We start from the raw sequence: 26643 nt of genomic DNA on the forward strand, positions 1-26643 counted from the left end.
CAACGAAGCAGGTTTTAGCCGACAATCATGAAAACATTCATTACCCGTACTATATCCGCATTGGTTTTCGTAGCAATAATGCTAGGGGGAATCTTGTGGAATGAACTTTCTTTTTTCTTATTATTTTTCCTGGTCAACTTATTTGCTTTACAGGAATATTTTAAACTGGTTCGAAACATTGACCCGGGCTACCAGGAGATCACCGCTTGGCATAAGTACGGCGTAATCGTTGCGGGTTGCGCTGCCATGATGGCTTTTACAGGGCCATATTTCGGTTCTTACAATTCTATCTCGTTAGGATTTATCGGTTTATGGATGACGATCATCTTCATCTTGGCATTGCCGATGGGTGAGATTTTATTAGCCAAGCAATTTTCCCTAAAAAACCTGGGATATTCTTTACTCGGTTTATTATATGTAACCCTGCCCTTTGGCTTATTGGTAAATATGAGGTTAACACCGGGTATGCAAGCTGTGGGTAATACTGGCCTACACATCGGTTACCTGGCCCCATTATTACTGATTATTTTCATCTGGATCAACGATACCATGGCCTACATCGTGGGTTCATTAATAGGTCGAACCCCTTTTTTCCCGAGTATTTCCCCGAAAAAGACAACGGAAGGAAGTGTAGGGGGGATGGTTTTGGCCATCGCTGCCGCCGGTGTATTCGGTCATTTTTGGGGCTATCAATGGTTGGCGTTCCAACATTGGATGGTATTGGCCGGCATAGCCGCCATATTTGGCACCATAGGCGATTTAGTCGAGTCGAAATTGAAAAGAATGGCCGGTGTAAAAGACAGCGGCAACATTATGCCCGGTCATGGCGGCTTTCTCGACCGGTTCGACTCCTTGATCTTTGCGGCGCCGCTTGCCTGGATATATATTTATTTTTTTCTATAAAAAGGAATCTTTATTACATCTCTTTACCGGTACGTATTCGTAATTCTTCCCTAACTTCGTGGATTATTAGAGATGCAGACACATTTGTAATTAGCTTTTTAACAAAAACAATATAACTTAAATCAAGATGAAGATCCATCGCGAAGGATTTCCAACAATTGCATTAACATTTATCGTATTAGCAATTTTAAATGCTGTAATTTTTTATTTCTGCAGCAATTCCCCTATCCTGAATTATACCGTATCAATTATTTCCATTTTATTTTTCTTATTCATTGTTTCTTTCTTCCGCATCCCTGCCAGGCAATACACTTACAACGAGCAGTTCGTAATTTCTCCTTGCGATGGCAAAGTGGTGGTAATCGAGGATACTGAAGAGCCGGAATATTTTAAAGACAAACGCTTGCAGATTTCGATCTTTATGAGCCCGGCAAATGTGCATGTCAATAGAAACCCTATCAGCGGCGAGGTTAAATTATCAACTTACCACCCGGGAAAGTTTCTCGTAGCCTGGCATCCCAAGTCTTCTACCGAAAATGAAAGACATACCGTTGTGCTGGATAATGGCAAACAAGCCATCCTCGTTCGCCAGATCGCAGGTGCTCTCGCTCGAAGGATTGTAAATTATCTCAAACCCGGCGACAAGGTGCGTCAAAACGAAGAGATGGGATTTATCAAGTTCGGCTCCAGGGTTGATTTATTTTTGCCCGTGGGCACTAAAGTCAATGTAAAACTTAATGAAGTTGTAAAAGGTGGACAAACAGTGATTGCCGAATTGCCTGCTTAATATATATTTTTAAATGCCGCCCCGGTATGGAGCGGCATTTTCTTAATAACTCTTATGATAAAATATCTTTTCTTAATTGTTGTAATTACAGGCATAATTGCGAGCTGCGGTTCCGCTGAAAACGGAAAAACCGGGGACAAGAATATAAATAATGCTGTTGTTAAGAATGCTGCGGAAAAAGATAGCCTTGAAAGGACAATTATTAAGCAAAATGATTCAATGGCCTGTTGCATACAACCCCAAAACCCTGCTGCCATGAGGGTGAAAAAAATTTTGAGGGGAAATTAATTCGGGATCGGCGGGACAAGGCTCTCGAGCCTTGTCATCATAATTAGCCTTGTCAACATAATCAGCCTTGTCATAATCAGCCTTGTCATAATCAGCCTTGTAACCGTAATCAGCTTAGCCCACCATCAATTCAATTATAATATACCCATCAGTTCATTTAGTTCCCTAATGGTATAGGTTGATAATTGTACCTGCGGCAGTTGGGTAGGATTAAAATAAACTTGATCCATCCCCACATTCCGGGCTCCCAAGACATCAATATCTATGGCATCACCGATCATGATACTTTCCCCTGCCGTCGTGTTTGCTTTCGCGATGGCATAATCAAAAATTTCACGGTGGGGTTTAAGACTGCCCGCGGTTTCAGAAGTAACCAGGTGTGTAAAATAATCCTTGATGCCCGCATTCCGTAATTTCAACAATTGTGTTTCTTCGAAGCCATTCGTGATTAAATGGATATCGTAGTTTTTGTTGCGTAAATAGGTCAATACATCGGTAGTACCGTCGAACAAAGCCGTTTTAGTAGGCAGAATCTGTAAAAAAGCGTCACTGAACGTTTTAGATAATTTCTCATCCGCTATCTTGAAATCCAAGAAAGTTAACCAAAAGCGTTTCGTCCTCAGCTCATTTCTATTGATAAAGCCTTTACGGAAGCGATCCCAAAGACGGTCGTTATGTTCAGTGTAATGTTGATAAAACGCTTCGAAGGAAGGAATATTCCTTTCCGTTAATTGATGGGTATCATACAACTCCTTCAATGTCAACTTTGAATTGGTCTCAAAATCCCATAAGGTATGATCCAAATCAAAAAATATATGCTTGTATTTCATAATTCGTTGGCCTTTAATCCTCAAAAACCTATACATAGATGTCTATGTATTCACAATTAGAGAGCGGCAAAGTTACTACAATAGTGGGAATTCAACAGTTGTTCCCATTCCCGTTAACTAAACTTTAGGTTAAGTCTTTTATGTATTTTTAAGGCTTAATAAATGGAATTTAGATGAAGAATGCTGTAATTACCGGCGCCACGAAAGGCATAGGAAGAGCTGTAGCAGAAAAACTCGCCGCCCAAGGATTTAACTTGGCGGTATGTGCCAGGAACCCTGTCGATATCGGGGACTTGCAAGCCCGCTTAGTGGAAAAGCATCCGGGTACCAAGGTGTTTGCTTCGATGGTAGACATGGCTGAAAAAGAACAGGTAATGAATTTCGCTGATGATATTAAAGCACAATTTCAACATATCGATATCCTGGTGAATAATGCCGGTATCTTCGTTCCCGGGGCCATTCATGAAGAAGCGGAAGGAATGTTGGAAAAGATGATGGCTGTCAATTTATACAGCGCCTATTACCTAACCAAAGCCTTATTACCAGGCATGATTCAACGGAAAAAAGGTCATATTTTCAACCTTTGTTCTACTGCCAGCCATAAAGCTTATGCTAACGGGGGCTCCTACAGCATTACAAAGTTTGCCTTGCTGGGGTTCTCTAAAAACTTAAGGGAAGAGCTCAAACCCCATAACATAAAAGTTACCAGCATCAGCCCCGGACCAACAAAAACGGCTTCCTGGGAAGGGTTCGAAGCCCCGGAAGACCGCCTGATGCCCGCCGCAGATATTGCCCAAGTCATATGGAGCGCCTATAACCTGGCCCCCCAAACCGTTATAGAAGATATCGTGTTAAGACCTATGCTTGGAGATATAGAATAATTGCATAGTCAACATCCGCTAAAACTCCCCATGGTAAGCCATTTAGGGCAATTTATATATAATTATTTTTAACTAACTTTTAACTGAAAATTAAGGTCAATCGCAAGGGCATTGGTTAAATTTGTTGAACGATGATGACAAGTTTAGTTTGTATAAGGAAGCATATATTTTTTACTTTACTGTTTTGCCTGGGGATGATTTCCGCGGGCTTTTCACAATCGGTAAAGTTTGTGACTGTTACAAATTCCAACTCGGTAGCTTTAGATGAGCCGTTCCAAGTGCAATTTGTACTTGAAAATGCCACCAATATTGCAAGCTTCGATCCACCGGAGTTTAAATATTTTACGGTGATTCAAGGTCCAATGCAAATGCAAAGTTCTACTATCGCTAATGGTAAGGCAACAACCCAATTCATAATATCTTACGTTTTATTACCGAAGCAAATCGGGAATTTCACGATTCCCGCGGCTACAGCCCGCGTGAATGGCGATTTGATTAAATCCAATCCCATTGGGATCGGGGTAAGTAAGGCTAGGAATTTGCAACGCCCGCAACAACAATCGAATTACCCGCCACCGGCTGCCCGCCGCAACAACCGCGGCGAAGATGATGTGATGGGCGGGGTGCTGAAAAAGAATGAAAACATCGATGAAAAGTTGCGCAAAAACTTGTTTGTAAAAGTTGATGTTGATAAAACCGACGTTTATGAAGGGGAGCAAATCACCGCTACTTATAAATTATATACCCGGCTTCCTACGAACTCCTCAGTAACGAAAGTGCCGGCCTTTAAAGGGTTTTCCGCGAGGGATATCGAATTACCCAATCCACCCCAGGCAGAAACCGAATACGTGAACGGCGTTCCTTTTAAGGTATTCACCATCCGTAAAACAATGCTCTTCCCGTTACAGAACGGTACTTTGGAGCTTGATCCTGCCGAGGTAGACAACCAGGTACGACTGATCAAGGAGGTACCCGGTGGCAGGAATAACCGCATGAAAGATATTTTTGATGATCCCTTCTTCAAAGACGCGATGGGCGGCAGTATGGTAGATGACCCTTTCTTCGACGATTTCTTTAACAGGCCTAACTATACTTACGAGGACATTCCTTACAAGATTAAAAGTCCGGTAGTAAAAGTTCATGTTAAGCCATTACCTGCCGACGGGAAACCTGCAAGTTTTACAGGTGCGATCGGCAAATTTTCCATGGATGTGGCCCCGGTTAAAGAAGACATTACGACTGATGATGCCATTACGATGAAGGTTACCATTAAAGGTCAAGGAAACATCACCTTACTGAATGCGCCTAAATTGGACTTACCACCATCTTTCGAAGTGTTTGATCCGAAGGTTAGCGATAATATTGATAAAAACAGCAACCCCCTTTCCGGCAGCAAAACGTTTGAATACGTAATCATGCCGCAGGAAAGTGGAAAACATACTATTCCCCCGGTGGAATTCTCATATTTTGATCCCGGGACGCAAGAATATAAAACCTTGCAATCCCCGGCAATAGCTCTAGATATTGCTCAAGGTAAGAAGGTGCGCAATACAACGCCTGTTGTGGCCGGAGCTGCCGGTAACACCTTCAAAAATATAATCCCAGGCACGCAAGCATGGACATTGAGTATTCCCTATTTCCTAAAAAGTGTTTGGTTCTGGACCTTGTTATTATTGCCGGTTTTGGCAATTGCTTTCTTCTACTGGAAGAAACAGCAACAAGCTTATATGATTAAGAATGCATCATTATTAAAATATAAACACGCCAATAAAGTAGCTTTAAAAAGATTGGAATTAGCGGCACGTTATTTAAACGAGGGAAAGGACAAGCTCTTTTACGAAGAAACATCCCGTGCCGTTTGGGGCTACCTTGCCAATAAATTCCATATTCCATTGGCCGAATTAAATAAACAGGTTATTCAAGATCGCTTGGCTGCGGAGCAAATCGACCCTGCCATTTCGAATAACTTATTCGTGCTGCTAGATAATTGTGAAATCGCCTTGTATGCGCCTTCTAACAGTCACGATGTTCGTCGAACTACTTATGAGCAAGCCATTACTGTAATTAGCGATATGGAAACAGCCTTAAAGAAGCAAGCTGCGTAATAATTATTTTATTATGAAGAGAGCATTGTTGTTCGAGCAAAAAACAATAAAACAAATTATCAAACAAAGGAACAATCAACAATTCATGCGGCAATTGATTTGTAAAGGAATTTTATTGATATTTCTCATTGGTACAGGAATAAACAGCTTCGCACAAAAGCCTAATACACAGGCTTTGTTCGACGAGGCAAATCAATTATATCAAAATCAGCAATTTACGGAAGCGGCCAAAACATACCAGCAGTTGATCGATTCCGGGTACCAGGTTGATAACTTATTTTTCAATGCTGCCAATGCCTATTTGAAAAGCAACCAGGTAGGTCCTGCAATATATTACTATGAGAAGACCTTAAAGCTGAACCCACATCACGAAGCCGCATCTAATAATTTAAGCATAGCAGAACAAAAGGTTGAAAATCGCCCGGACGAATTACCCTTATTGTTTTTCCAGGAGTGGTGGATGGCATTCTCCCAATGGCATTCGCCAAACGGATGGGCCATTGCATCCATCGTAGTTGCGTGGGTATTAGCAATAGCTTTTATCCTGTATAAATTCTTCCCAAAATTCCGTTCCAACTATCTCCGCTGGGTGATTTATGCCTTGAGCGTAATTTTTGTAGCCCATTTGAGTATGAGCATATACATGTTCAACCTGGCTACTAATTCTTCTTCGGCAATCGTGATCCCAGGTGCTGCTACCGTAAAAAACGCCCCGGGAGATAGCGGCAAAGATCTATTCGAAGCCCATGCAGGCACCAAGGTAAAAATTCTGGATACGACAGCTAGCTATACCAAAATTTTAATGGAAGATGGAAAAGAAGGCTGGATCAAAGCCAAAGACATAAAAATCCTATAACAGCACAAACCCAAAAGAAAAATAGGAAGAATAAAAGAATGAACGTATAAAAGATTTGAAAGGAACCAAAGGAGCGATAAAATCGATAATAAATCCGGAGAAAAAAATCGTCCGTAAAATCCCTCAATCCGAAAAAATCCGTGAACATTAAAGCCGCTCGATCCGCGTCAAGAACTCTTGCTTCCTATTACGTGAAACGGGGATACTTTTACCATCGCTCATAACGATTTCACCGCCATCGCCCTTAATATACTTATCGATATAAGAAAGGTTGATCAGGTAGCTATTATGCACTCTAAAAAAGCCTTTCTCCTTCAACACATCTTCTACCTCTTTCAAGGTTCTACAGATGAGTACGGCAGGTTTATCCTGAACACCCTGTTGCATGAAGATCCTGGTATATCCACCATCCGATTCGCAGTATAAGATTTCCTTGATAGGCATCATTCTTAAACCGTCGAGGGTAGGTAGGGCAATACGTTCGTTAGGTTGAAGGTGCTGTTGAAGGAATTGCAGCAGCGTATCAACTTTCTTATTGGGCGGGCTGGCTTGTGCATGGGCTTGAGCCCTATTTACAGCTTGAATTAATTCATCCTTATCGATCGGCTTCAACAGGAAATCGATGGCGCTATGGCGGATCGCCTGGATAGCGTACTGATCGTAGGCAGTAGTAAATACTACGGAGAAGTTAATGTTTTTACAGGCCTGTAGCATTTCGAAACCGTCCATCCCCGGCATTTCAACATCCAGGAATACAAGGTTAGGTTCCGATGCCTGTATCGCCTCCAAACCGGATTTGCCATCGGCGCAAGTCGCTATTACTTTAACTTGCGGGCAATACTTGTTTAACAACATTTGCAAGACATCCCTGCAATGTTTTTCATCATCAATAATTATCGCTTGCATATAATAGCCAAGTTTGTGTTATAAGCAGCCAGGGATTCAGTGCAATAAATTAATCAAATCCTTAACAGTTACAGTTGTAGTTATTCTAAATCCTTAATGATAACACTATCATACCGCTATTCGAGCCGTTAAATTACTCATATTTTCCCAATTTATTCATCTTAACCGAATTATAAAACAAGGGAAGCCTTATCACTGTATAGGCACCATTACAGGCGCCATCCATTTTAAATAGCTGGCCTGTATCTACTTGGATCGACGTGTCGTAGCGCTCCCTTAAAAAATTAAGCCTATCATGGGTAACATCTTTGGCAGCCGGGCGGTAACGGTAGATATTTTGGCCCATCCATTCCGGCTCCACATTATCTTCCAACCGGATTACTAGTTCTTCATATTGTGAAGCTACTGAAATTTTCAATATCCCGGCTGGTTCGCGATCGTTTACCAAAAGGTGTTTCCAAATGGCGTCGTGGACATAGGGTTGAACAATAAAAGGGGGTACTTTTACCTGGTGGGTTTCTAGTTCGGGTTCAATATCAATTTGATAATGGAATTTACCTTCAAAACGGAGCTGTTCGAGCTGAATGTAAAGCTCCAAGGCATCCAGGTCATCTTCCAAGGAAATCCATTCCTGCCCGCAATGATCGATGGTAAGTCTCATTAACCTAGAAAAGCGGGCCAAATGCAGGGAGGCTTCTTCCGTACTTGTAGAGAGAATAAAATGTTGAATGGCATTTAAGCTGTTGAAAATAAAATGTGGATCCATCTGGGATTGAAAGGCCTTCCACTCCATGGCAGTCTGCCGCTGGCGGAGTTGAACTTCGTCTTCGATGAGTTTCCGGGTTCGTTTGGCACGGCGTGTTACAAAATAGACGATTAAACTTCCACTGATCAACACGATTAACCAAAATGGCCAACTACCATGTAGAGATATAATAATGAATTGATTCAACACAATAATAACCTCGCAGGGTTAAAAACTTTTTAATCCTTTCTTATAAATTTAAACTGGATTTCCTCCCCAAACATAACAAAATTATTGGTGGGTCGTTTTTTCGAGGTAATAGGGAACTTTCGTGATATAACTGGCCGGATTTCATTGATTCACTAAATATTGTACAATAGTAGGTTCCCACCGGTCCAGGTAATTAAAAAAGGCCGGGAATTCCCAGCCTTTCGATTTATATTTAATTAATTATCAAGCATCTGTAAACTTGTAGCCAACGCCTCTAACGGAATGGAAATAACGGGAGTTGCGGCTATCTTCCTCGAAATACTTGCGGAAATTGAGGATAAAGTTGTCGATAGTGCGGGTGGTCGGGTAAACGTTATAACCCCAAACTACTTGCAGTATCTTCTCGCGGGTTACAACTTCCCCTTTATTTTCGATCAGCAATTTCAACAACATGGTTTCCTTCTTGCTAAGTTCATGCCGTTTGCCATCCTTACCAATGCATTCTTGCGCTGCAAAGTCGATGCTGTTATTGCCAAATTTATAAACGTTAGGAACACTATCCTTATCTTGGATTCTCTTATTCTTGACGATCAACTTTTCAACGCGGAGTAATAATTCCTCCAGGTTGAAAGGCTTAGTCATATAATCATCACCCCCTTTCTTCAATCCAAGTACCCTGTCTGCGCTGCTGTTTTTTGCACTGAGGAAGAGAATGGGTACATCATTATTTTGAATACGTATATTTTCACATACGGCGATACCGTCCATTTCTGGAAGCATTATATCGAGGATGATCAAATCGAAATATTCATTTTTGACTGCTTTGAGGGCAGCAGTACCATTATCTACAGCAGTAACTTCATATCCTTCCAGCTCCAAGTTCAACTTTAATGCTTCTTGTAGATTTTCTTCATCTTCCACCAGCAATATTGTTGCTTTGTTCGCTTCCTTCATATAATATTATTTGCTGATTTATTAAATACAATGATAATCATAAGTTACCGAATATCGTGCCGAGGTACGGAACCCGACTTTTCTGCATATCTCGAAACCTATTATAAATTTACTATAAAGCTTAATTCTAAGCGTGTTTAACTTGGAAACCGGGGAAGCTAATTTCAAAGCAAGTTCCGCCACCGGGGTTATCAATAGCCTCGATCTCGCCACCATGCTGTGTTACGATCCTCTTAGTCAAATATAACCCGAGCCCGGTTCCCTTCGTTTTGCGGGTGTTCTCGTTGCCCACGCGGTAAAACTTTTGGAAAATCTTCTCTTTTTCATCATCAGCTATGCCATCCCCCCCGTCTATAACCTGCCATTTCAGCAGTTTGTTTTCTTCGAATAGCCGAACAATAATTTCAGAACATTTCGGGGAATATTTCACGGCATTTTCCACCAGGTTGCTCAATACGAGGTTCAGCATAAATTTGTCACCTTCGATCCAAATATTAGGGCTGATATAAGCCTTTATTTCATGAGATTGGCGGTGCTTGATTTGTTCCAGCCCATGGCAGATGATCTCGCTTAGGTTTACAGGCTCCTTAAACAACTGTGCTTTCTGGTTCTCAAATTGTGATGCCAGCAGGATATTGTTGCACAGTTGATCCAGGCGATCGGTTTCCTTGATCGTATTATCCAGCAGCTTGTGCTGCTTTTCTTCATCTAACTTTCTTTTGCGGATGGTTTCCAGGTTGAGCTTCGCCGCGGCAATGGGAGATTTTAATTCATGCGTAACCGCCATCATGAAGTTCTGTTGCTGCTGGCCGAGCTTTATCTGCTTCCAAACGGCCCTGTATACCAGCACGGCACCGAAGAAGATGACGCCCAGGAAAGTAGCGCCTTCACCGAAAAACTTGAACGTACGCATATGCTCATCGCGCTCTATGCGGTACAATTCTTCTTCGTAAGCCACCGGGGTAACCGTTTTATCGATCCTTAGTTCCAGGTTTTGTACTTCGAAAGTTTTGATCTGGTGGCTTTGACGGAACAATAGAACGCCCCACCATACCAAGGCAAGAATGATGTAAAATAGTAGGAAGAAATAGACGAAGGTAATGCCCTTACCCGTCTGTATTTTTTGAATGACTCTCTTCATGCGCTATCGGTGCGCGGCTTTCTCAACTCTCAATCCCACGTTCATTACATGAGGCAAAGGGTTTTGCCGCATTTTTTGTGCAAAGGTAAAGAGATATTTTCCAGGTTGGTTAAAAATAGCTTTCTCCTGGATCAAAACTTGGTGTTCGTAGATATCGTCAATGCCTGAACCTAACCACTTCCCGTTGATATCTGCCAAGGGTAATTGAACCCTAACAGGCTCCTGCGCGGTAGAATCAGGGTAGGTGGTCATGATCGTCATCCAAAGATTACTGAAAGGGTAGGCATCCTCATGACGTATATTCACATAAATATTATAGTAAAATGCGGTATCTGCCGCTTGCAAATCCAGCTCGAAACTAGGCTTGAAGTCGTAAGTCCAATCATGCTGGGGGATTTCTATATTTTTCTCATAGACATCCATCTGCATGGGCTGGCAAGCCGACAAAAATAATAAGACAAGCGTTGCTACTGCTAAGCAATACTTCATAATGATATCGATTGTTTTAAATCCTTACAACACGTTTAAAACTTGTTCCTTGGCTTTTTCCAATTCATCTTTCATCATCACGACCCATTGCTGGATACCGGCATCATTAGCCTTGGAACCGGTGGTATTTATTTCCCGGCCTATTTCCTGCAACACGAAACCCAGTTTCTTACCTTTAGACGATTCATCTCCTTCTAATATCTCCTTGAAATAACGGCAATGATTGTTCAAGCGCACCAATTCTTCAGATATATCCAGTTTCTCCAGGTAAAATACCAGCTCCTGCTCCAGGCGGTTAGCATCCACGTTTTCTTTTCCAACATATTCCGCCAACAGTCCATCCAGCTTTTGGCGTACTTTATCTTTACGCAACGGATCCAGCTCTTTCACTTTTTCCGCGTACTCTAATATATTGTTAATCCTGAGCGCCAGGTCGGTTTCCAAAACGGCGCCTTCGTTTAGACGGTGAGCATCGAGTTGTTGTACGGCCGATGTAATTACATCTGAAGCCATCTTCCATTCCTCTTCACTGATTTGCTCGGTGGCGGGAGAAACCACTTCCGGCAACTTCATCAGCACATTCAGCATATCATCTTGGGGAAGATCCAAATCCAGTGCCATCTTGCGGATGCCATCGTAATAGTAACGGGCTAAAGTCGTGTTGATCACCACGGGGCGGGTAGCGCCGTTTTGTTTGATGTTAATCGTAGCATCGATCGTACCGCGGTACAGTACCGATTGCATGATGTTACGGATATCAAACTCGTAAGGCTTCAGCAGGGGGGAAAGTTTTAAATTTACCTCGAACTGTTTCCCGTTCAACGATTTTATTTCAGCAATGAATGTCGTTTCTCCTTGGGTCACTTCTGCACGGCCAAAGCCGGTCATGGATTTGAGCATATATTATAAATTGTTGGCAACAAACCTAGTTAAATTCATCCAAAGAAACTAGAAATGTTACTTGTTATTGAATAAAGCTGCCTTGATTTCATCGGCGGTTAAAGGTACGATATCTCCGGCTTGCATGTTGCCCAAGGTCAAATTCCCGATCCTGTAACGGATCAGGCGTAAAGTAGGGAAGCCAACTGCCGCGGTCATCTTGCGAACCTGGCGGTTTTTGCCTTCCGTAAGTGTTAGGCTGATCCATGGCGCCGGGATGCTTTTACGGAAGCGGATCGGAGGATTCCTTTCCGGGACACCGGGCGCTTCTTCAAATAATTTTGCCTTCGCGGGACGGGTATGGTGTGTTTTGCCGTCAACCTTTATATCAATCCCCTTATCCAAACCTTGTAATGCCTCTACTGTAATCGCACCATCTACCTGTACCCAATATTCCCTTTCATGGGCAAACTTGGGATCCAATAAGCGGTGATTCAAGCTCTTGTCATTGGTTAAAATCAATAACCCTTCACTGTCATAATCCAGCCTTCCCACGGGATAAACATCCTTGGGAACCTTAAAATAGTCGGCTAATACGGCCTTTTCTCCTTCCCGGCTAAACTGTGAAAGAACCTGGTAAGGCTTATATATAATAAAATAATGCAACGACACAACACTTGCTTTGGTTAAGGGACTGTAAATTAGTAATTTTGCGACATTCCCATTGGGAAGACAGGTACATGAGTAAATTTTTTGATACACCACAGTGCCAATACTGTAACAAGAACTTGGGGGATATTTTTGCCGACACAAGCGAGCAACACGCAGCCGACATTGCTGCTGTGAAGAAATGCGCCTTGTACAAGAAAGGGCAAACTATTTTCCACGAAGGCGCACAACCTTACGGTATTTACGTGATTAATACCGGCAAGATCAAGTTGACCCATAGTGGCGATGATGGCCGGGAACAAATTATCCGGCTGGTTCGTCCAGGCGACTTAATCGGTTACAAAGCATTAATCAGCAACCAAGCTTATACAGCTACCGCGACGGTATTGGAAGACAGCGCCGTTTGCTTCATTCCCAGGGATGTTTTCCTGAACGTATTGCTGAAAGACAATAGCCTTTCCCTTAAAATGATGCGCATCTTAACCAGTGAGTTGAGGAGGGCGGAAGAGAAGATCACCAACTTAGCCCAAAAACCGGTACGGGAACGCCTGGCGGAAACGTTATTGACTTTAAAAGAAACTTACGGTTTGCAAAACGATCAGCAAACGATTAACGTGATGTTGTCGAGGGAAGAAATTGCCAACCTCGTCGGTACGGCAACTGAATCGGCAATCAGGTTGCTATCGGAATTTAAAAAGGAAAAAGTAATCGATCTTACCGGGAAAAAAATCAAGATACTGCAACTACAACAGCTCATCAAGATGGCTAACCTGCAAGACTAGTTCAGCAACTTTACTGTAACAACCCAACATATGAAAGAACAATTCCCCATTACCGGGTTGTTGACATGACACCTTTCCTCCATGGCAAGCAAATCCTTCTTTACCCCGTACCTTTAAACCGGGATAACTTTTCCAACCATAAACATCTAGGCTTGTAAAACAATATTCAACCAAGCATTTCAACAAAATTAAGATGAAAAGTGGCAAGCAATTAAAGAAGTGAGGTTTAATGAAACACTTTACTGTAGCGCATTCCAGGTATAGAATGAAAAAAGTCTGGAAGTTGTTACAACCAGACTTTCTCGTTATGTGAATGGGTTAGTAAGTACAGGGAAACAAGATTCCCTACACAATATTAAAAAGAATTTCATCACAAAAGAAAAAATTTACAAAATATTTTATACACACAGCTAAGTTTTTTGTGGATAACGATACTTTTCTTGTTCCAAAATGTGGAACAATTTCTTCCTTGCTTCCAATTCATCGCTTCAAAAAATTGCTTTTCTTACACTAAGTATTACCATTTTGCTTGGATGAATTACACTACCTTTGTTAGCATTCTAAAAGTATTCTTATGAAGTTCGAAACACCGATCCCGGTTACCGAAATTGCTTCCATGATCGGGGCTAAATTAGTAGGTAATGCCGACTTGTTGGCAACCGGGCTAAACGAAATTCACAAAGTGGAACCAGGCGATATTTCCTTCGTGGATTTTGAAAAATATTATAACGCTTCACTTAATTCAAAAGCTACCATTATCATTATTAACAAGGAAGTAGATTGCCCCGAAGGGAAGGCGATCCTTGTTTTGGATGATCCCTTTAGCGCTTATGTGAGCTTGGTAAAAAAGTTCAGACCCTTCGTTCCCAGCACAAACATGATCAGCGATACTGCCGTGGTGGGCGAGGGTACTATCCTGCAACCCAACGTGTTTATAGGACACCATGTTAGGATCGGCAAAAACTGCCTCATCCACCCAAACGTTACAATCTACGACCATTCGGTAATCGGTGATAACGTCATTATCCATGCAGGTACTATAATCGGCGCCGACGCGTTTTACTTTAAGAAAAGGGCAGAGCGTGAAGTGCAGTATGATAAGCTGGAAAGTTGCGGTAGGGTAGTGATTGAAGACAACGTGGAGATCGGTGCAAACTGCACTGTCGATAAAGGTGTTAGTGGCGATACGATCATAGGACGGGGAACAAAACTCGATAACCTGATCCATATCGGTCACGGCGCGGTGATTGGTAAAAACTGTTTGTTCGCCGCACAAGTTGGAATCGGTGGCAAAGCGATCATCGAAGATAACGTGATCCTATGGGGGCAGGTTGGCGTTTCAAAAGACCTGGTAATAGGAAAAGGAGCAATCGTTTTAGCACAAAGCGGCGTACCTAGTTCAATCGAAGGCGGCAAAACGTACTTCGGCACCCCGGTAGAAGATGCTCGCCATAAGAAAAGGGAACTAGCTTGGGTTAAACGAATCCCCGAGATGTGGAATAAACTCAACAGTTAAAATATTGATATGTACCGCGCGTAGATAGGCATCGCGTGGTACATGTTTCCATAAATTTTGCAGGCGATGTTACGATTCTTCTTGTACAGCTTTGTTTGCCTTAGCTTATTAACTTTTAACAGCAGCTTCAGCGATCCCCAAGATATTTACCGCCCCAGCAATGAATGGCCCGTTGTAATAGCGGACGGATGGTTTTCGGCTAAAACATACACTATCGGTAAATACCAGGCAAGTTCTAAAACTAACGGCAGCAACCGAACCTCGATCTTCAGGACCTTTCCTTCTGCAAAGAATGTCTTTCACTATCAACTTACCAGTAACGCTAGTGAATACTTAATCACTTACGGCACCGTCGCAAGTATCTCGATCGATGAAAAAACATTACCCAAATATCTTCATAGCAAACATACGGGCAACGCAGACTTTTTCTATGCCGAATTAATCGATCAGAAAGATACTTCGCGGCCGCATTGGGAGATGATCATCCGTAAACCGCATTACCTTTCTTTGAATAAAAATAACATAACCGGTACTTTAAGGTCGGGCAACAGGAGTTTTATGATTTCGGCACATAATAAGTTTAGTTTCACAAATTCTTATGAAAAAACCTGTTATGAATTTAAAAGCAAGAAAAAGATACTTGCTGCGGTTATGTTGGATAAGCAACCGAAGGTTTGGGTGGAAGAAGGCTTGGACAGCTACGAGAGCCAAGTATTTGCCGCTGCCGTCAGCTCGCTATTACAGCAATAATATCTCATTCTCATTGCCTGGCTTTAAATTGTTTAAAGTCCGAAGCAATCCTGCTAATTGTTGCTTCCAAGGGAGTGTAGGAAAAGCCGGGTAAGAATTTGGGCAACTTGGTATTGTCGTAAAACACCTCTAATTGTGCTGTTCTTGCAGTCTCTCTAGTTATAAGTGGTTTTTTACCTGTGAACAACTGCTTCACTTTTTCCATTCTCCATACAAGTGCAGCCATCCAGGGTTTCACGGAGATATGCGGAGGCTTTTTATCAAGTTGTTGCGCTATCGTGGTAAAAATATCTTTGTACGTCCAGTTGTCGGCGGAGAGGATGAACCTTTGTCCTGTTACATCGCTATTCATGAGCAACATCATGGATCGAACTACGTCCATTACATCTACAAAGCCATTGATACCGGTAGTATAATACGGAAATTCTTTCCAAGCATTTTGAAAAAACTGCCCGGGACCTTCATCCCAATAATGGCTACCTAAAATTATGGAAGGGTTAACGATTGCAGCGGGCAAACCTTCTATCATTCCCCTCCATACTTCCATTTCACCGAGGTACTTGCTAATCGCGTATTGCGAGTTAGAGGAGCTTTCTACCCATTCTGCCTTTTCGGTAATCGTTTCATTTTCTTTTGCCCTGCCCAATGCAGCTACGGAGCTTACATGAACCAGCTTCTTTACACCTGCATCCAGGCACATATTTACCACGTTGGCAGTTCCTTCGATGTTAATCTTAAACAAACGCTCTTTAGCGCCCGGCTGGAAGCTAACGACCGCTGCACAATGGTATACCTGCTGTATTCCTACCAGGGCATCCTCTAATGAGAAGATGTCGGTTATATCACCTTTCACCCATTCCACCCGGTCTTTAATATCATCCAGTTGCGAAGGGATCTCCCGGCGGTACAATGCTCTTACGGGTTTGCCAGCCTGCACGAGTGCACGCAACAAGTTACTTCCCAAGAATCCGGTACCTCCAGTTACTAATATCATGAATACAACAGTGATTTAAAAAGATGCGTAAAGTTATAGAAAGCCTTTATTAGTTTAGAATCTTTCCGGGAATATCATCGATTTTGATAATCATAAAAACCTTTTCCTGTTTTTCGGCCCAGTTCTCCAGCGGCCACCTTCTCTACTTGTAATGCCCCGGGTTTAAACCTTTCCGCTTTTCCGAAGGCATCGTATAAAGATTGTGAAACAGCCAGGTTAACATCGTTCCCTATCAGGTCCATCAATTCGAAAGGGCCCATTTTGAAACCGAGGGAAACCATTAGCCGGTCGATACTTGCAATATCGGCAACACCTTGCCCGGCCACTTGCATCGCCTCCAGGTAATAATGCCTGGCCACGCGGTTCACGATAAAGCCGGGGGAATCTTTCACATGTACAGGTGTTTTACCGAATTGTTTCGCCAGCCCGTATATTTTTTCAGCGACTTCCGTTGCCGTCTGTTCCGCGCTCACCACCTCTACCAGTTTCATTACGGGAGCGGGGTTAAAAAAGTGCATCCCTACAACCCGTTCCGGCTGCGGCAGTCCGGCGGCAATTTCCTTTATGGGCAGCGATGAAGTATTTGAGCATAAGATTGTACCGGGATCATTGATTGCCGCCAATTTAGAGAATAATTCCACTTTCACGGCAACATTTTCCACGATAGCTTCAATGATAACTTCAGCTTTGCAGGATGAAATATCAGTAGTAAAACTTAAGTTGGATAATGTTTGGGCTTGTTGATCGGAGGAGATCTTTCCTTTATCCACCAATTTTTGTAATTGTTGACGGATCTTGTCCGCCGCCTTTTCTATCACGGCATCCTGAAGATCATACAAGATGGTTTTAAACCCTTTCCCAGCAGCTACCTGCGCTATACCGGCTCCCATGGTACCAGCACCGCATACTGCAACCGTAGAAATTTGATTGTTCATGGACATTGAATTGGTTCGCTTTCGATATTGATTCCGGCAATATCGTTATTCCGGGATAGAATACCAACATTACCGGCAGATATGGATGTTTTGTTCAGGTAGATAGCTTCAAAAAGAAAGGGCCGATGGTTACATCAGCCCTCAATTTATAATGCAGTTTCAAATTGTTTCAGGAAACGCAGGTCGTTTTCCGAGAATAACCTCAAGTCCTTGATCTGGTACTTCAACATGGTGATCCGCTCAATACCCATACCGAAGGCAAAGCCCGTGTATTTCTCCGGGTCGATGCCACAATTCTTTAACACGTTCGGATGCACCATCCCGCAACCCAAGATCTCAACCCAACCGGTTTGTTTACAAACGGAGCAACCTTTCCCCCCGCAAATAAAGCAAGTGATGTCCATCTCGGCACTCGGTTCCGTGAACGGGAAGTAGGAAGGACGGAAACGTACCTCGGTTTTCTCCCCGAACATTTCCTTCACGAAATGATATAATGTTTGCTTAAGATCGGCAAAAGATACATTCTCAGCTATATACAAGCCTTCCACCTGGTGAAAGAAGCAATGCGCCCTCGCAGAGATGGTTTCATTCCGGTATACGCGGCCCGGGCAGATAATCCTGATGGGCATCTGGCTAGACTCCATCGCGCGCACCTGCACGGAGGATGTATGTGTACGCAACAACCAATCAGGGTTCTGATGTACGTAAAACGTATCTGTCATATCCCTGGCCGGGTGGTTCTCATGTAAGTTTAAAGCGGTAAAGTTATGCCAATCGTCCTCTATTTCAGGGCCTTCAGCAATAGTAAAACCAAGCCGCTCGAAAATCCTGATGATCTTATTCCTCACGATACTGATCGGGTGCCGGGTGCCTAAGCGAATCGATTCCGCCGGCAAGCTGAAATCGATATCATTCTGAACGGCCGCGGCGCCGTCTTTCAAGTGACTAAATGCTTCATACTTAGCTTCTGCCAATTGTTTAAAGGCATTCAGTACCTGCCCGAACTCCTTTTTACGCTCGTTCGGCACAGATTTCATCTCGCCGAACATTGCTTTCACGATTCCCTTGGTGCCCAGGAACTTGATCCTGTATTGTTCCAATTCCTCGGCAGTGGCCGGGGAAAGAGCTTCAATCTCTTGTTTATAGGCGTCTATTTGCTGTACAATCTGCTCCATAAGGCAACAAAGATAATTAATTAGGCAGATTCTTCCACTAGGGTAAATTTTGCTAGGAATTGTATAATTCCTATATTTTAGCCCGGGACACAACTGAAATCAACAATTATTTTCTTAGGAATACTTAATTTCATATATGCCGCAAGCCATATATATAATTATTCTTGCTACTCTTTTATTGATTATTGCGGCATTGGGTGTGATGTTTTTCCGGGTACGGAGGCAATATAAAACCCAAGCCACTATCAATTATTTTACCACTTCCCTGTTTGGCAAAAACAGGGTGGATGAAATATTGTGGGATATTGCCAAGAACTGTATTTCCCAATTGCAATTTGAAGATTGCGTGATTTACCTTTTTAATGAGCAGGGGTCTAAACTCGTGCAAAAGGCAGCATACGGCGCAAAAAATCCAGAAAAGTTCGAAATATTAAACCCGATAGAAATTCCTTTAGGTACCGGTATCGTGGGATCAGTGGCGCTGTCGGGAAAATCGGAAATCATCCATGACACCACGCAAGACAAACGCTATATCGTGGATGACCAGCAACGGTATTCAGAACTTACTGTTCCCATTTTCTACGAAGGGAAGGTGATCGGAATTATCGATTCGGAACACCATAAGAAACATTTTTATACTGAACATCACAGGTTTATACTGGAACAAATCGCGGCAATTTGTTCAGCGAAGCTCGCCAAAACATTCGCGGAAACCAAGGCTAACTTGCAAGATATAGAGGTACAAAAACTACATAAGCAATTGGCGGAACTCCGCTTAATTACTTTAAAATCGCAGGTCAATCCCCATTTCTTATTCAACTGTTTAAACGGTATTTATAATTGTATTATCCAAGAACAGGTAGATAAAGCGGGGGCTTACGTCTCTCATTTTGCTAAATTATTGCGCACGGTATTAATGCATGCCGAGAAGAATTTTATCTCCCTGCAAGAAGAAAACGAGATGATTGAATATTACCTCGGCCTGGAATCGTTGAGGGCTGACAACAATTTTCAATATGAAATAAAGCTGGCAGACAATATCGACCCACACACTTTCTACGTCCCGGGTATGCTGATTCAACCTTTCCTAGAAAATGCCATCTGGCATGGCTTAATGAACAAAGAGGGCGACCGCAGGTTGAAAGTTCTTTGGCTACAGCCGGAAGATAACACCTTGCTATGTGAAATTACCGACAACGGCATCGGGAGGAAATTGGCGGGGCAAAACCGTACTCAAACGCTTAAGCATGATGCCTATAAATCCAAAGGCATGATGCTTTGCATGGAAAGGGTAGAATTGTATAAATCCTTGTTCAATACGGATTTCAGTATCGAAATAGAAGATCTTTATAATGATGAGATGCCTGCCGGCACCAAGGTTTCGATCAAGATATGCAGGAATGATTTCGAATAATCAAACCGGGTAAAAATAATTAGGCCGGGATAGGAATATCCCGGCCATTTAGTTAAACCTACAACTGTTACACTGTTTGTAACACTTAATCTTTATGCTGAACAGCTTTTACGCTGTGCCATTTTTAATTATAACTCAAGGGTTCCATATCTTTTTCCTTCACCGGCGCATACATCTTTTGACGGATGTATCGTTTGCTAGATTGTTTGCCCCATCCGAATTTCTGCATGATCCTATCCACGATAGCATATACAACAGGAACAACGATCAAGGTTAAGAACATCGAACTGATCAAACCTCCGATGATAACCCAGGCCAAACCATTCTTAGTAGAGGCCGTACCACCCGTTGCTAACGCGATCGGCAACATACCGATCACCATCGCGATGGTAGTCATCAGGATCGGGCGAAGACGGGCATTGTTCGCATGGATCAAGGCTTCATATGTGCTTTGTCCTTCTTCTTTCATCTGGTTCGTAAAGTCGACCAGGATGATGGCATTCTTCGCCACGAGACCGATCAACATGATCACACCCAAGATCGTGAAGATGTTCAAAGTATTATTTGTTAATGCCAAGGCAAGCAAGGCCCCGATAATGGATAGCGGGATCGAGAATAATACCACGAAAGGATAAATATAGTTATCATACAGGGCAACCATGATCAGGTATACCATGATGATGGAAATCAACAAGGCAGTACCCAAGGTGCTGAAGGAATCTCCTTGGTTTTCGGCATCACCGCCGAATACATAAGATACGCCAACAGGTTTGGACATGGTTTCCAAAGCCTTAGCGAACTCTGCCGTGATGGTACCGGACGGTCTGCCGATCGCTTGGGATTGTACGGAAACAGAAGTACTTTTATCCCGGCGCTCCAAGCGGCTCGGTCCTGAACCCTCCGTTACTTCGGCAAACTGTGATAATTTCACCAACTCACCCTTGTTGTTCACGAAAGAAATATTTCTAACATCGTTGATATTTTTCCGATTGAAATTATCAAAACGGATGTTGATGTCGTATTCATATTCACCTTGACGGAATTTCACTTTTGAATCGTCCGCCGTTCCGCTGAATGCGGTCTGCATAGTTCCTCCCACGGTTTCCAAGGTCAGTCCCAATGCACTCATCTTATCACGGTCAACCTGCACATTGATTTCAGGGTTACCGTCTTCAACCGATAATTTAACCTCGCTCGTACCTTCTATGGTTTGCAGTTTAGCCATGGCTTTCTTTGCGAAGCTCATTACCGTATCCAGGTCGTTACCCATCACAACCAACTCCACCGGCGCTCTTTGGGCAGTACCCAAGATACTCACGGGGGTTGTTTTAACCTTTACACCGGGAAGTTGCGCTGCCAACTCTTTCTTCACCTTGGTGGCGAAGATATCGGAAGCGTCATTACGATGTTTTTCATCGACCAACAGGACGGTGATTTCAGATTTATATACAGTAGCCTGCGAAGTACCGAAACCATCTTCACTCGTCTGACCAACAGTCGTGATTAACGAAGTCACTTCAGGTTTTTTGCTTAATACCTGTTCGGCCTTCAAAGTGGCTTGGTTCGTTTGTTCCAGGGAAGCATCTTTCGGCAATTCCAACATCACGATGAATTGACCGCGGTCACCTTGAGGAATGAACTCACCACCGATATAACCTTTCGCTAACAACATGAATGAAGCTACGAGCATCACGATGGAGATAACGATGGTCATCAATTTATGTTTCAACGCCCATTTCAATAATCCGGTCATCCAAGCGGTGAATTTATCCAGTTGGCGTTCGAACCAGAGGATGAATTTTTGGAAGATGTTTTTCCCGGTCATATGCTCCAGCTTACCGAAGCGGGAAGACAATAACGGTACGATGGTGAAAGAGGCGAGCAAACTTAACATCGTGGAAATCATCACCACCACGCAGAACTCTCTCAGGATCTTGGACACCAATTCATTGGTTAACGAGATCGGCAAGAATACCACCACGATTACCAGGGTGATCGAAGTAACGGTGAAACCGATTTCCTTCACCCCGTCAAAAGCCGCACGTACCTTATTTTTACCCATCTCCATGTGGCGGTAAATATTCTCCAATACCACGATGGCATCATCCACCAATATACCTACTACCAGGGAAAGGCCCAGCAAGCTCATCAGGTTCAGCGAGAAGCCCATGATCTTCATACCGATAAAGGTCGCGATCAGGGATGCCGGGATCGAGATCATCACGAACAGGGCGCTTCTCAAACTGTGCAAGAATAACAACATCACGGCAGCCACCAACACGATCGCGATGATCAAGTCATGAATTACCGAATCTGCCGATTCTAAGGTAAAAGTAGAAGAGTCGTTCGCCACATCGATATGCAAATTACTGGCGGCATATTCCTTTTCCATTTGCGCGATGGCTTTGTGCATCTCTTCACTTACCACCACTGCGTTGGCATCTGTTTGTTTTTGTACGGATAACGCGATCGCGCTTTTACTGTCTACGCGGGCAATCTTTTCGGCGTCTTTATGCGTGTCTTGTACATCGGCAACGTCACCGAGACGGATTTGTGTTCCATCGGGCGTAGTCGTCAGTACGAGATCACGTAATTGATCCACCGATTTATATTTACCGGCCAAGCGGATCAGGATTTGTTGATCCAAGGTTTTTACTTTACCCGTAGGGAAGTCAAGGTTGGCATTGGTAATGATATTTCTAACCTGTAAAATAGAGAGCTTATACGCTTCCAATTTTTTAGGATCGATATTAATTTGAACTTCCCTTTCTTCACCACCTGTCAATGATATCTGGGCCACACCCGGTAAACGGGATAATGCAGGTTGAATTTTTTTATCGACCAAGTCGTAAAAAGTCCTGGCATCCATGTTGGCCGTGGCGGCCAAGGTCATGATGGGCAAATCATCCAGTGAGAATTTATTTAAGGATGGCGGTTTTGCATCCGTAGGTAAATCAGCCAAGATGGCGTTCACTTTCCGTTGAGCATCTTGCAAGCCGATATCTACATCGGCATCATTATTTAATTCCACGGTAACCACGGATAAGCTTTCTGAAGATTTAGAAGTAATCTTCTTAATCTTTTCCATGGAAGCCACGGCATCCTCAATCTTTTTAGTGATGGTACTTTCCACTTCCTGCGGCGAGGCGCCGGGGTAAATCGTGGAGATGGTAACGATCGGGGAGGAGAACTTGGGCAACAATTCGTAGTTCAACGATTTGTAGCTGATAACCCCCAGCAACGTTAATATGGTAAACAACACCACGACGATGGTGGGCCGTTTAATGGATATTTCTGTAATCTTCATTGTTCAATGTTTTGAATCATGCTGTCAAACCCTTAGCTTATTTAGCTTCTGCTGTTTGTAAGCTCACCTTGGAGCCATCCACCAGGTTAATTTGTCCGCTGGTAATTACGGTATCACCTTCGTTCAATCCTTCACGAATTTCAACCCTGTCACCGTAAATATTTCCGGCAACAACTTTTTTCAACTTAGCGATGCCTTTTTCCATAACGAACACCTGGTTGCTTTTCACACCACCCACGAAAGCATTGCGGGAGATGATGATAGCAGGCTGCATTTGAGGCATTTCAAAATTGGCAGAACCGTACATTCCGGCTTTCAACGTTTTGCCGGATACGTTATCAACCACCATTTCAACAGGATAATTCAAGGTATTATCCCCTTTAGAAGCGATGAAAGTAATTACACCGGTATATGAAGTTTCTGGGAATACATTCGTTGTGATTTTCACTTGATCACCCTTATCGAGGTGAATCACCTGGGCTTCGGGCACAGACACTACCAACTTCAACTTGGAAACATCCACGATATCAAACATCTTGTTACCGGGGGAGAGGTAAGTACCGAGCTCCACGTACTTGGCATTGATGACACCGGATATCGGCGCTTTCACGTAAGTATCGTTTACCCTGCGTTGAGCAGCATCCAACCTGGCTTGCGCCAATTTATATTCAGTTTTTGAATCGTCTAATTGTTTTTGAGTAACCCCGCCGGTTTCAAATGCCTTTTCATTCCTTTGCTTATCCAGCGTAATTTTATCTAGGTTTACTTTAGCTTGTTGCAATTCGGTATTGAGCAACTCGTCATCCACCCTTACCAATAATTGGCCTTTAGAAACGACGCTACCTTCTTTTACGAGTAATTGGGTAATTCTGCCGGACACCTCGCTGGAGAAAGTCAGTTCCCTGATCGGTTCGAAATTACCGTTCGCGGTAAAGTTGCGATCAAATTCTACTTTAGCCACTTTTTCCACCAACACGGGTATAACCCCGTTATTACTTTCCTTTACGAAATCCGTTTTTTCGATATTGGCAGCTTTATTAGCATTCAGTTTCCACATAATGAAAGCCAAAGCACCAATAGTAAGAACGCCGTAGATGATAATTTTCTTCATGGCTATAGATTAGTTTAAGAGTGTTTTAAGGTTACCGTTAGATTTAATAAGATCAATTTCAGCGAGCTTGTATTGTAACAAGGCTTCATTGTAGCTGCGTTGTGCTTCCGCCATGGAAGTTTCCGCGTTGAGCAATTCGGTGAGATCTGTCAAACCCAACTCGTAATTGCTCTTGGTAGAAGTATAAACCTCTTCGGCCAACTCCACGTTTTCCCTTTGTGAACGGATGGTGTTAAGGTTATTGCTCAATTTCAACTTGGCATTAGCATAATCTGTTGCCAATGATAATTGGGATTCAGATTTGGCCATATCGAGTTGCTTGATGGTAGCTTCCGCCTGTTGAACGCGGGAGCGGCGGGCAAATCCATCGAAAATGGGTATTTTAACATTCAAACCTACGGAAGCCATACCGAACCAATTGGCGGTTGAGTTTCCTTTGAACAGGTCGAACTTATTACTCATCCCGTTGTAAGAATAATTGCCCTTGAGAGAAACGGTGGGGTAATACTCAGCGATGTAAGCCTTTCTTTGCAATTGCTGTAATTCTTGTTCCTTTTCTATCAGTTTATATTCCGTCCTGTTTCCAAAATTAAATACACCCCAATCTATATTACCCTCCGTTGCCTTCTCAATATCTTCCAAGGTAACGACCGGGAAAGTCAACGAAGCATCGTTAGGCATCCCCATTACCTGTTTCAATAAATTTGTTTGTTCTTCTACTGTATTCAGCAGGTTATTTTTCTCAGTTGTAGCGTTTACTAAGTTTACCTTGATCCTGTCGAGGTCGATCCTTCTAGCCAAGCCATTTTCAAATTGCGTAGTGGTTGTTTTTACAAGTTGTTTAAACTTGTCGATGTTCGATTCCACCACTTTAATTTTCTGGTTAGTTAATAATACGGTGAAGTAAGACCTGGCTACATTGTAGATCACGTCTTCCTCGGATTTAGCCGTTTGCAAAGCATAGTAAGCTTCCCCGCTCTTGGCAGCTTTCAAGCCGGTAAACACGCTGGCATTGTAGAGCTGCTGGGTCAAGTCGCCGGAAAGGGTACTATTATAAGTGGTACCGGCTTCGATGATGGTAGTTTCCCCGGGCTTGCCTTGCAGTTCGCCGGGAAGCACTAATTTCTGTTTGAGTAAATTATCGGTGAGACTAGCATTACCATTGATTTGCGGTAAAGCCTGGGCTTTCACTTCTTTAGTTTTCAGCTTACCGATTTCTTCATTGACACGGGTTTGTTGTAGCCGCTGGTTGTTTTTAAGCGCGTATTGCAAACATTCTTTCAATGTGAGCGGTTGTTCTTGCGCTTTGACCTGCGAAACACCTAATCCAATGAGTAGAATTAAGGATAATTTCAACCTTTTCATGAGTAACGTTTATTGCGTATTGTGTTTTATTCTTCTTCGTTGATGTTTAAATATTTATTCACCAGTTTATGTCCTTTCAAGGTGGCAATGCCATGGATATAATGCGCGGCCACCTGGTATAAAACTTCGTGTAAATCGAACTTGGCTACCGGGAAATGTTGCGGGTTAAAAGCGCTGTCTAGCTGTAGCAATCGCATATGCCTGATCACCGGGATATTGATATTTTTCCTATACAGCCCTTCTTCCATTCCCCTTTCCAAGTTCTTGCTTAAATAATCGGCCAAGAACCCTTCTTTAAATTCCATTATCACTTTCCATGAGGAGGGGAAATATTTTTCAACCTCGTACAGCAAAACCGGGTTGACGGTTTTCACCATTTTTTCGGTGTGCTCGAGGCCAAACACCAATTCTTCAATTGCATTCTTCGCCTGGCCATTAGTAGTCATAATATCATCTAAATGGCATTTCAACATGAAGGTGATGGCCTCTTGCACTAGTTCATTCTTATCTTCAAAATGTTCGTACAAGGTTTTCTTCGAGATGCCGCATTCCCTTGAAATATCATTCATGGTAATACTTTTAGCACCGTAAGTCATAAACATGCGCAATGCTACATCTAAGATTCTCTCTTGTGTTCCTGTTTGTTGCATG

The 26643-nt window shown here is 42.9% G+C and carries 24 protein-coding genes; 9 read left to right on the forward strand and 15 right to left on the reverse strand.

What is annotated here, in order from left to right:
- Window positions 1-27 precede the first annotated feature (27 nt).
- Window positions 28-903 carry a phosphatidate cytidylyltransferase gene (locus COR50_RS04595; protein WP_098192899.1) on the forward strand — a complete coding sequence of 292 codons (876 nt, stop codon included), beginning with the start codon at window positions 28-30 and terminating at the stop codon, window positions 901-903.
- A 127-nt stretch (window positions 904-1030) separates the two neighbouring features.
- The gene (locus COR50_RS04600; RefSeq protein ID WP_098192900.1) at window positions 1031-1690 is read left to right on the forward strand and encodes a phosphatidylserine decarboxylase family protein; all 660 of its coding nucleotides are present in this window, start codon (window positions 1031-1033) and stop codon (window positions 1688-1690) included.
- Window positions 1691-2112: 422 nt separating this feature from the next.
- On the opposite strand, the gene COR50_RS04610 is transcribed toward COR50_RS04600, so the two are convergent.
- Window positions 2113-2808, reverse strand: coding sequence for a YjjG family noncanonical pyrimidine nucleotidase (locus tag COR50_RS04610; protein ID WP_098196098.1), 696 nt, complete (start codon window positions 2806-2808; stop codon window positions 2113-2115).
- Between the two features lie 173 nt (window positions 2809-2981).
- Between COR50_RS04610 and COR50_RS04615 the strand changes: the two genes are divergently transcribed.
- From COR50_RS04615 to COR50_RS04625, 3 genes are all read left to right on the forward strand, one after another.
- Window positions 2982-3689: an SDR family oxidoreductase gene (locus tag COR50_RS04615; RefSeq protein ID WP_098192902.1), complete on the forward strand. Its 708-nt coding sequence runs from the start codon at window positions 2982-2984 to the stop codon at window positions 3687-3689.
- A 131-nt stretch (window positions 3690-3820) separates the two neighbouring features.
- Window positions 3821-5794 carry a BatD family protein gene (locus COR50_RS04620; protein ID WP_098192903.1) on the forward strand — a complete coding sequence of 658 codons (1974 nt, stop codon included), beginning with the start codon at window positions 3821-3823 and terminating at the stop codon, window positions 5792-5794.
- Window positions 5795-5807: 13 nt separating this feature from the next.
- Complete coding sequence (locus tag COR50_RS04625; RefSeq protein WP_098192904.1) at window positions 5808-6650, forward strand: SH3 domain-containing protein; 843 nt, start codon at window positions 5808-5810, stop codon at window positions 6648-6650.
- A 147-nt stretch (window positions 6651-6797) separates the two neighbouring features.
- On the opposite strand, the gene COR50_RS04630 is transcribed toward COR50_RS04625, so the two are convergent.
- From COR50_RS04630 to COR50_RS04660, 7 genes are all read right to left on the reverse strand, one after another.
- Window positions 6798-7556: a LytR/AlgR family response regulator transcription factor gene (locus tag COR50_RS04630; protein WP_098192905.1), complete on the reverse strand. Its 759-nt coding sequence runs from the start codon at window positions 7554-7556 to the stop codon at window positions 6798-6800.
- A 133-nt stretch (window positions 7557-7689) separates the two neighbouring features.
- Window positions 7690-8454 carry a sensor histidine kinase gene (locus tag COR50_RS04635; RefSeq protein ID WP_157760622.1) on the reverse strand — a complete coding sequence of 255 codons (765 nt, stop codon included), beginning with the start codon at window positions 8452-8454 and terminating at the stop codon, window positions 7690-7692.
- A 300-nt stretch (window positions 8455-8754) separates the two neighbouring features.
- Window positions 8755-9465 (reverse strand): response regulator transcription factor, encoded by a 711-nt coding sequence (locus COR50_RS04640; protein WP_098192907.1) that lies wholly within the window; start codon window positions 9463-9465, stop codon window positions 8755-8757.
- A 127-nt stretch (window positions 9466-9592) separates the two neighbouring features.
- A complete protein-coding gene (locus tag COR50_RS04645; RefSeq protein ID WP_098192908.1) occupies window positions 9593-10606 on the reverse strand; it encodes a sensor histidine kinase in 1014 nt (337 codons plus the stop codon).
- Between the two features lie 3 nt (window positions 10607-10609).
- Entirely contained in the window at window positions 10610-11095 is a 486-nt protein-coding gene (locus tag COR50_RS04650) for a gliding motility lipoprotein GldH (protein ID WP_098192909.1), read from the reverse strand.
- Between the two features lie 24 nt (window positions 11096-11119).
- Window positions 11120-11995 carry a YicC/YloC family endoribonuclease gene (locus tag COR50_RS04655; protein ID WP_098192910.1) on the reverse strand — a complete coding sequence of 292 codons (876 nt, stop codon included), beginning with the start codon at window positions 11993-11995 and terminating at the stop codon, window positions 11120-11122.
- 57 nt (window positions 11996-12052) lie between these two features.
- On the reverse strand, window positions 12053-12646 hold the full coding sequence (locus COR50_RS04660) for a pseudouridine synthase (RefSeq protein WP_098192911.1): 594 nt from the start codon (window positions 12644-12646) through the stop codon (window positions 12053-12055).
- 38 nt (window positions 12647-12684) lie between these two features.
- Between COR50_RS04660 and COR50_RS04665 the strand changes: the two genes are divergently transcribed.
- The 3 genes from COR50_RS04665 to COR50_RS04675 all read left to right on the forward strand — a co-directional run bounded on the left by COR50_RS04665 (window position 12685) and on the right by COR50_RS04675 (window position 15691).
- Window positions 12685-13425 (forward strand): Crp/Fnr family transcriptional regulator, encoded by a 741-nt coding sequence (locus tag COR50_RS04665; RefSeq protein ID WP_232516272.1) that lies wholly within the window; start codon window positions 12685-12687, stop codon window positions 13423-13425.
- A gap of 574 nt (window positions 13426-13999) precedes the next feature.
- Complete coding sequence (locus COR50_RS04670; protein ID WP_098192913.1) at window positions 14000-14941, forward strand: UDP-3-O-(3-hydroxymyristoyl)glucosamine N-acyltransferase; 942 nt, start codon at window positions 14000-14002, stop codon at window positions 14939-14941.
- A gap of 66 nt (window positions 14942-15007) precedes the next feature.
- On the forward strand, window positions 15008-15691 hold the full coding sequence (locus COR50_RS04675; RefSeq protein WP_098192914.1) for a hypothetical protein: 684 nt from the start codon (window positions 15008-15010) through the stop codon (window positions 15689-15691).
- Between the two features lie 10 nt (window positions 15692-15701).
- Here the strand turns inward: COR50_RS04675 and COR50_RS04680 are convergent, their stop codons facing one another.
- The 3 genes from COR50_RS04680 to pheS all read right to left on the reverse strand — a co-directional run bounded on the left by COR50_RS04680 (window position 15702) and on the right by pheS (window position 18795).
- Window positions 15702-16685: an NAD-dependent epimerase/dehydratase family protein gene (locus COR50_RS04680; RefSeq protein ID WP_098192915.1), complete on the reverse strand. Its 984-nt coding sequence runs from the start codon at window positions 16683-16685 to the stop codon at window positions 15702-15704.
- Window positions 16686-16759: 74 nt separating this feature from the next.
- A complete protein-coding gene (locus tag COR50_RS04685; RefSeq protein WP_232516273.1) occupies window positions 16760-17620 on the reverse strand; it encodes a 3-hydroxyacyl-CoA dehydrogenase family protein in 861 nt (286 codons plus the stop codon).
- Window positions 17621-17766: 146 nt separating this feature from the next.
- Window positions 17767-18795: a phenylalanine--tRNA ligase subunit alpha gene (gene pheS / locus COR50_RS04690; protein WP_098192917.1), complete on the reverse strand. Its 1029-nt coding sequence runs from the start codon at window positions 18793-18795 to the stop codon at window positions 17767-17769.
- 136 nt (window positions 18796-18931) lie between these two features.
- Between pheS and COR50_RS22230 the strand changes: the two genes are divergently transcribed.
- The gene (locus COR50_RS22230) at window positions 18932-20209 is read left to right on the forward strand and encodes a histidine kinase (RefSeq protein ID WP_157760623.1); all 1278 of its coding nucleotides are present in this window, start codon (window positions 18932-18934) and stop codon (window positions 20207-20209) included.
- Window positions 20210-20333: 124 nt separating this feature from the next.
- On the opposite strand, the gene COR50_RS04700 is transcribed toward COR50_RS22230, so the two are convergent.
- The 4 genes from COR50_RS04700 to COR50_RS04715 are packed head-to-tail and all read right to left on the reverse strand — an operon-like array spanning window position 20334 to window position 26642.
- Window positions 20334-23516, reverse strand: coding sequence for an efflux RND transporter permease subunit (locus tag COR50_RS04700; protein ID WP_098192918.1), 3183 nt, complete (start codon window positions 23514-23516; stop codon window positions 20334-20336).
- 37 nt (window positions 23517-23553) lie between these two features.
- Window positions 23554-24627 (reverse strand): efflux RND transporter periplasmic adaptor subunit, encoded by a 1074-nt coding sequence (locus COR50_RS04705; RefSeq protein ID WP_098192919.1) that lies wholly within the window; start codon window positions 24625-24627, stop codon window positions 23554-23556.
- 9 nt (window positions 24628-24636) lie between these two features.
- A complete protein-coding gene (locus COR50_RS04710; protein ID WP_098192920.1) occupies window positions 24637-25992 on the reverse strand; it encodes a TolC family protein in 1356 nt (451 codons plus the stop codon).
- A 26-nt stretch (window positions 25993-26018) separates the two neighbouring features.
- A complete protein-coding gene (locus COR50_RS04715) occupies window positions 26019-26642 on the reverse strand; it encodes a TetR/AcrR family transcriptional regulator (RefSeq protein WP_098192921.1) in 624 nt (207 codons plus the stop codon).
- Between the last annotated feature and the right edge of the window lies 1 nt (window position 26643).

The sequence above is a fragment of the Chitinophaga caeni genome (assembly GCF_002557795.1).
GTDB lineage: Bacteria > Bacteroidota > Bacteroidia > Chitinophagales > Chitinophagaceae > Chitinophaga > Chitinophaga caeni.